Here is a 7453-nt window from a genome sequence, read left to right as displayed (position 1 = left end):
GCCCCGGCGCGCTGACGTCGGCGGCGGAGCGATCCGGGCATGGCCCCCCAGCCCAGCTCAGGCGGCCTGCGCGGATCGCTCCGACCCGGGAAAGCCCGCCACCTCCGGCAGGCCTTCGAACCGGGGCTTGGCGAAGTGATAGCCCTGGAACAGCGTGATCCCGAGGTCGCGCAGGGCGTTGAACTCGGCTTGCGTCTCGACGCCCTCGGCCAGCACCGAGACGTCGAGGCCGCGCGCGATGGCGACGAGGCCCGCCACGATCGCGCCGCGCCCGGCATCGGCGTCGATGCCGCGCAGCAGGTCCATGTCGATCTTGATCAGGTCGGTGCGGAAGTTCGCCAGCAGGCTCAGCCCGGCATAGCCGGCGCCGAAATCGTCCAGCGCGGTGAGGAAGCCCTGGCGCCGGTACTCGGCGATGATGCGCTTCACGTGGGCGATGTCGCGGAAGCGCTCGTTCTCGGTGAACTCGAACATGATCCGGCGGTGCTCGAAGCCGACCCGGCGCGCGGCCTCGAGCGAGGCGCGGATGCAGGCCGCCGGCTCGTACACGGCGTTGGGCATGAAGTTGATCGACAGGCGCGTCCGGTCGTCCTTCGGGAACAGGCGCCCGGCGAGCTCGATCGCCTTGACCCGGGCGGCCTGGTCGAAGCGGTAGCGCGTCTCGTCGGTCACGCGGTCGAGGATCGAGGCCGCCGACTGTCCTTCCGGCCCGCGGACCAGGGCCTCGTAGCCCCAGACGCGGCCGTCGACCGTGTCCAGGATCGGCTGGAACGCCATGGTGAAGGCGAAGCCGAGTTCCTCGCCGTTGCGGCAGGCCCGGCACTTCCCGGCGGTCGCCTTCCCGTCGGCCGGCGCGGCGTCGGCTGGTCTGGCATCGGCACGCTCGGCATCGACGATCATGGGCTAGTTTCCGTTGCTCGACCCCCTCAAGCCTTCTGAAGAGCAAGTATCTCCACACTGTTAACGCGCCGGACTACATGCGTTCGGTCATCCGAGGATCAGCGATGAATCTCCAGAACTTTCGCTTCGAGACCGATGCCGACGGCGTCGCCCTGGCCGTCTGGGATTGCCCCGGCCGCTCGATGAACGTCATCACGCAAGCCGTGATCGACGAGATCGAGGCGATCGTCGACGCGGTCGTCGCCGATCCGGCCGTGAAGGGCTGCGTCATCACCTCGGGCAAGGACAACTTCTCGGGCGGCGCCGACCTCACGATGCTGCAGGGCCTCGGGCTCGAATACGAGAAGCTCAAGCGCGAGCAGGGCGAGGAGCTCGCCATGCGCCACTTCTTCGAGGCGTCGCGCCGGCTCTCGCTGGTGTTCCGCAAGCTCGAGACCTGCGGCAAGCCCTTCGCGGCGGCGGTGAGCGGGCTCTGCCTCGGCGGCGCGTTCGAGCTGGCGCTGTCCTGCCATCACCGCGTGGTCTCGGACGACCCGAAGACCCGCGTCGGCCTGCCCGAGATCAAGGTCGGGCTGTTTCCCGGCGGCGGCGGCACCCAGCGCGTGGCGCGGCTGATGCAGACCGGCGACGCCCTGCAGATGCTGTTCAAGGGCGAGCAGATCCGCCCGGCGATGGCCAGGAGCATGGGCCTCGTCCACGAGGTCGCGGGCAAGGACGAGATCGTGGCCAAGGCCAAGGCCTGGATCCTCGCCGGCGGCTCGGCGGTGGCGCCCTGGGACGTGCCGAAGTTCAAGGCCCCGTCGGGCAAGGTGTATTCGCCGGCCGGCATGATGATCTGGCCCCCGGCCAACGCGATCTACCGGCGCGAGACGCACGACAACTACCCGGCGGCGAAGGCGATCCTAGCCTCGGTCTACGAGGGCCTGCAGCTGCCGATGGACCTCGGCCTCAAGGTCGAGAGCCGCTACTTCGCGATGATCCTGCGCACCAAGGAGGCGGCGGCGATGATCCGCACGCTGTTCATCTCGATGGGCGAGCTGAACAAGGGCGCGCGCCGCCCGAAGGACGTGCCCGCCACCAGCCTGCGCAAGGTCGGCGTGGTCGGCGCCGGCTTCATGGGCGCCGGCGTCGCCTACGTCACCGCCAATGCCGGCCTCGAGGTGGTGCTCGTCGACCAGTCGACCGAGGCGGCCGAGAAAGGCAAGGCCTACGCCCACGCGCTGATCACCGGGCAGATCAACAAGGGTCGTGCCAAGACCGCCGACCGCGACGCGCTGCTCGCCCGCATCCAGGCGTCGGCCGACTACGCGGATCTCGCCGATTGCGACCTCGTCATCGAGGCGGTGTTCGAGGACCCGAAGGTGAAGGCCGAGGTGATCGCCAAGGTCGAGGCGGTGATCGGCCCCGACACGATCTTCGCCTCCAACACCTCGACGTTGCCGATCTCCGGCCTCGCCAAGGCGTCCTCGCGCCCGGAAGCCTTCGTCGGCATCCACTTCTTCTCGCCGGTCGAGAAGATGATGCTCGTCGAGATCATCAAGGGCGCGGCCACCGGCGACCGGGCGCTCGCCACCGCGCTGGACTACGTCCGCACGGTGAAGAAGACGCCGATCGTCGTGAACGACGCCCGCGGCTTCTTCGCCAACCGCTGCGTCGGCGCCTACATCCTGGAAGGGCACAAGATGCTCAACGAGGGCGTGCCGCCCGCGATGATCGAGAACGCCGGCAAGATGGCCGGCATGCCGGTCGGCCCGCTCTCGCTCAACGACGAGGTCGCCCTCGACCTCGGCCTGAAGATCGCCAAGGCGACGGAGGCGCAGCTCGGCCCGGACGCGGTCGACCCGGCGCAGAAGGCGCTGCTCGTCGAGCTCGTCGAGAACCAGGGGCGGCTCGGGCGCAAGAACCGGAAGGGCTTCTACGACTACCCGGAGGGCGCGCCGAAGCGCCTATGGCCCGGGCTGAAGGACCTGCAGCCGACCCACCTCGACCCGGACACCCTCGACATCGCCGAGCTGAAGCACCGGCTCCTCGTGGTTCAGGCGCTGGAGGCCGCGCGCACGGTGGGCGAGGGCGTCATCACCGATCCGCGCGAGGCCGACGTCGGCTCGATCCTCGGCTTCGGCTTCGCCCCGTTCACCGGCGGCGCCCTGTCCTACATCGACTTCATGGGCGCGAAGGACTTCGTCGCCCTGGCCGAGGGGCTTGAGGCCAAGCACGGCCCGCGCTTCGCGGTGCCCGACAACCTGCGCGCCATGGCCGAGAGCGGCGGCACGTTCTACGGCGAGGCGGCGAAGCAGGCGGCGTGATCGCCCTTTCCCTCCCCCACTTCAGGGGGAGGGAACTCACGGCATCGTGGGCGTTTGGATTCAACACGGCGTCCCGTCTCACCCCACCGCGGCCAGCCGGCGCCGCAGCACCTCGACGTCGGCGTGGTTGTTCGACAGCAGGTCGGTGATGTCGCCGACGACGAGCGCCTTCACGTGGCGGCAGCGCACTCCGTGGCGGCCGGCCATGCAGGTGCAGCGCAGCATCAAGCCGCTCCTGCGGTCCTCCAGCGAGACCTCGTAGCGGTTGCCGGTGCTGCCGCGCATGGCGAAGCGCAGCGCGTCGGGCTCGGCCGGCTTGAGCGCCCGCAGGATGCGGTCGCTGATCGCGCCGGCGCCCGCCCGCGGGATCGCGGCGGTCCCGTCGATCCGCGTCGCCGGCAGCGACAGCACCCGCGACAGGTCGGGCACGTCCGCGGCCTCCGTCTGCCGGACGGCCGCGAGCGCGATCTCGGCGCAGGCATAGGCGTCCTCGCCGGCGTCGTGGTGCTCGAACCGGATGCCGAGGCGGCGGGCGACCTTGCCGAGGCCGCAGCCCTCCGGGTCCGGGAACACGCGGCGGGCGACCTGCACCGTGCAGAGGTAGCGCAAGGGGGGCGCCGGCAGCCCGCAGGCCTGGAGCGAGGCCCGCAGCACGCCGATGTCGAAGCTCGCGTTGTGGGCGAGGATCAGCCCGCCGGCGAGGTCGGGCAGGAACTCGGCGACCGCCTCGCCGAAATTCGGCTTGTCGCGCACGTCGGCCGGGACGATCCCGTGGACGCGGATGTTGCCGGGCGAGAACCGCAGCTCCGGCGGCCGGATCAGCCGGGACGCGCGCCGGACCACGCGGCCCCCCTCGATCCAGGCGAGCCCGATCGCGCAGGCGCTGTCGCGTCGCTCGTTGGCGGTCTCGAAATCGAGGGCGACGACGGTCATGTGCCTGAACGGGACGGCCGCGGGGGTGTCATGACCCAGGTCTATGACCCGCGGACTCGCGCTTCAAGCGCCTGCGACCATCGCGAGCCATTCGTCTTCCGAGACGACGCGCACCCCGTGCTTCTCGGCATCCTTCAGCTTCGAGCCGGCGCCGGGGCCGGCGACGACGAGGTCGGTCTTCGCCGAGACCGAGCCCGAGACCTTCGCCCCGAGACGTTCCGCGGTGGCCTTGGCCTCGTTGCGGGTCATCTTCTCCAGCGTTCCGGTGAAGACCACGGTCTTGCCCGAGAACGCCGCCGTGCGCGCGGCCGCCTCCATCGGCGCCACCGTCACCTCGGCGAGCAGCGCCGAGACGGCGGCGTCGTTGTGCGGCTCGGAGAAGAACGCGATCAGCGAGTCGGTCGCCACCGGGCCGATCTCGCCGTCGTCGGCGAAGACCCGGTAGGCGTCCCCGGGTCGCTGCTCGGCCGCCCGCGCGATCGCCGCCCGGGCGGCGTCCAGGCTGCCGTAATGGGCGATCAGGCTGGCGCGCTGGCTGGTGCTGAACCGGATCCTGCCGGCGTCCGCCGGCGCGGCTTCGCCCTCCTCGGCATCGCCCGCTTCCGCCGGAGGTTCCGCGTCAGCCGAATGTGCCGCTTCGCCCGGCAGGCCGGCCTCGAGCAGCCGGTCGCGGGTGGTCGGCCCGATCCGCGGCACCGCTGAGAGCTCGATCCAGTCCGGCCCGGCCTGCGCGTCGGTCGCCGCCCGCAGCGCCGTCTTCAGCTCCGAAAAGTCCGAGAACCGCTTGGCCAGGGCCTTGGCGGTCGATTCGCCGATGTCCGGGATGCCGAGGGCGAACAGGATGCGGTTCATCGGCAAGCTGCGGCGCTCGGCGACCGCCGCGAGCAGGTTGTGGATCGCCTTGTCCTCCTCCTCGCCCTTCTTCTTGGTCGGCTTCTTCGGCGCCGGCGCCCCCTCCGCCCGGCGCTCCGCCGACAGGGCCTCGCGCCGCGCGACGATCGCCGCCTTCAGCGGCTCGAATTCGAGGGTGAACAGGTCGGCGGGTTGTTTCACGAGCCCGGCCTCGAACAGCACCTCGATGTAGGTCTGCCCGAAGCCTTCGAGGTCGAAGCCGTTGCGCGAGACGAAGTGCTTCAGCCGCTCGACCCCTTGGGCCGGGCAGATCAGCCCGCCGGTGCAGCGCCGCACCGCGTCGGGCTTACCGGTGCGCGGGTTGATCTCGCGGACCGCCTTGCTGCCGCAGGCCGGGCAGGTCTCGGGAAAGTCGAAGGGCTTCGCGTCGGCCGGGCGCTTCTCCAGCACCACGTCCATCACCTTCGGGATCACGTCGCCGGCCCGCAGCACCACCACGGTGTCGCCGACGCGGATGTCGCGGCCGTCGCGGATCGGCTCGCCGTCGCCGCCGACGCCCTTGACGTAGCCCTCGTTGTGCAGCGTCGCGTTCGAGACCACGACGCCGCCGACCGTCACCGGGCGCAGGCGCGCGAGCGGGTTGAGCGAGCCGGTGCGGCCGACGTTGATGTCGATGCCCTCGACCACCGTGAACGCCTCCTGCGCCGCGAACTTGTGGGCCAGGGCCCAGCGCGGGCTCCGCGACACGAAGCCGAGCCGCTTCTGCAGGGCGAGGTCGTCGACCTTGTAGACGACGCCGTCGATGTCGTAGCCCAGCGTCGGCCGGTCGGCCTCGATCCGCCGGTAATGCGCGATCATGCCGGCCGCGTCCGTGCAGGTGACGGTCAGCGGGTTCACCGGCAGGCCCCACGCGCGGAACCGGTCCATCACCCCCGATTGCGTTCCCTCGAACGGCGGCACCACCTCGCCCCAGGCGTAGGCGAAGAACTTCAGCGGCCGCGCGGCGGTGATCGACGGATCGAGCTGGCGCAGCGAGCCGGCGGCGGCGTTGCGCGGGTTGGCGAAGAGCGGCTTGCCCGCCGCCTCCTGGCGGGCGTTGATCGCGGCGAAATCGGCGTGCGAGAGGTAGACCTCGCCGCGCACCTCGCAGACCGCCGGCCAGCCGCTGCCGGCGAGCGCCTGGGGGATGTCCTCGACCGTGCGGGCATTGGCCGTGACGTTCTCGCCGGTCTCCCCGTCGCCGCGGGTGGCGGCGGTGACGAGGCGCCCGTCCTCGTAGCGCAGCGACAGCGAAAGACCGTCGATCTTCGGCTCGGCCGTGAAGGCGAGCGGTTCCTCCGGGCGGTTGAGGAAGCGGCGCACGCGGGCGACGAACTCCTCGACCTCCGCGTCGGCGAAGGCGTTGCCGAGGGAAAGCATCGGCACCGCATGGCGCACCTTGGCGAACTTCTCGGAGGGCTTCGCGCCCACCGACGCGCTGGCGATGCCGGTGCCGGCAAGGTCGGGGACCTGCGCTTCCAGCGTCTCCAGTTCCCGGCGCAGGGCGTCGTAGGCGGCGTCCGAGATCTCGGGCGCGTCCTCCTGGTGGTAGAGCCGGTCGGCCTCGGCGATCTCGGCGGAGAGCGCGGCGTGGCGCGCCCGCGCCGCCTCGGCGGTGAGCGTGTCGGCCTCCGGCGCGACGGATTCGACGCGGGCCGATTTCGGGGCGGCCGATTTCGGGGCGGCAGGCTGGGGCTTCGGCATCGGGCTCGAGACTTCCGCAGGGGGCGATCGGGCTTCTAACCGATTTCCCCCCGGCCGGGATCACTTGGAGACCGGGCCGAAGCGTCGCGCTTCACAGCGATCGCGCATCGCCGGGCCGCTGCCGCGGCAGGATCAGGTCCGGGCGCCGGACCAGCGCCGCCGCGCCGATCAGGACCAGCCCGGCAAGGAGGGCGACCCCCGACAGCGGCAGCACCGGCGCCAGCACGCCCGAGGCCGCCCCGCCCGCGACGGAGCCGAGGTTCATCACCGCCATGAACACCTCGAACTGCGTCGCCGCGCCGGCCCGGCCTCGGCTCGCCTGCATCAGCGCCGGCACCAGGGCGACGATCAGCAGGCCGGGCAGGACGTTGGTGAAGCCGAGGATCAGCGGGCCGGCCGATCCGGCGAAGCCGCCCGCGATCAGGCACGCGGTGGCGAAGAACGCGGCGGCACTCGCCGCGAACAGGGTGCGCAGGGCCGGCAACGGCCCGGCGCGGTCGCACCACAGGCCGATGCCGAGCGCTCCCAGGGTTCCGCCGGCGAAGGCGAGGCCGGCCTGGAGCCGCGACAGCCCGGCGGCATCCCAGCCCTGCGCCTGAACGAGATCGACCGAGAACGGCAGCTCGAACAGCGCGAGCGCCCCGTCGACCGAGAAGCACAGGGCGACGAGCCGGAGGGCGTTCGGCCGGCGCAGGCCCAGGGCCAGCCGGCGCAGGAAC

The 7453-nt window shown here is 71.6% G+C and carries 4 protein-coding genes and 1 pseudogene; 1 reads left to right on the top strand and 4 read right to left on the bottom strand.

Going from position 1 to position 7453, the window contains the following annotated elements; genetic code table 11:
• Window positions 1–57: 57 nt before the first annotated feature.
• Window positions 58–777, bottom strand: coding sequence for an EAL domain-containing protein (locus tag FV223_RS15825; protein ID WP_246686551.1), 720 nt, complete (start codon window positions 775–777; stop codon window positions 58–60).
• A gap of 227 nt (window positions 778–1004) precedes the next feature.
• On the opposite strand from FV223_RS15825, the gene FV223_RS15820 reads away from it, so the two are divergent.
• Window positions 1005–3206: a 3-hydroxyacyl-CoA dehydrogenase NAD-binding domain-containing protein gene (locus FV223_RS15820; RefSeq protein ID WP_147727934.1), complete on the top strand. Its 2202-nt coding sequence runs from the start codon at window positions 1005–1007 to the stop codon at window positions 3204–3206.
• A gap of 78 nt (window positions 3207–3284) precedes the next feature.
• On the opposite strand, the gene FV223_RS15815 is transcribed toward FV223_RS15820, so the two are convergent.
• The 3 genes and pseudogenes from FV223_RS15815 to FV223_RS30490 form a co-directional block, all read right to left on the bottom strand.
• Complete coding sequence (locus FV223_RS15815) at window positions 3285–4139, bottom strand: 3'-5' exonuclease (protein ID WP_147727933.1); 855 nt, start codon at window positions 4137–4139, stop codon at window positions 3285–3287.
• Between the two features lie 63 nt (window positions 4140–4202).
• The gene (gene ligA / locus FV223_RS15810; protein ID WP_147727932.1) at window positions 4203–6734 is read right to left on the bottom strand and encodes an NAD-dependent DNA ligase LigA; all 2532 of its coding nucleotides are present in this window, start codon (window positions 6732–6734) and stop codon (window positions 4203–4205) included.
• A 91-nt stretch (window positions 6735–6825) separates the two neighbouring features.
• Window positions 6826–7453 (bottom strand): annotated as a pseudogene (locus FV223_RS30490) (MFS transporter); the annotation flags it as partial.

Source organism: Methylobacterium sp. WL116 (assembly GCF_008039455.1).
In the GTDB taxonomy this organism is placed as follows: Bacteria; Pseudomonadota; Alphaproteobacteria; order Rhizobiales; family Beijerinckiaceae; genus Methylobacterium.
Note: the sequence above shows the minus strand (reverse complement) of the source record. Positions and strands in the feature narration are given on the sequence as shown.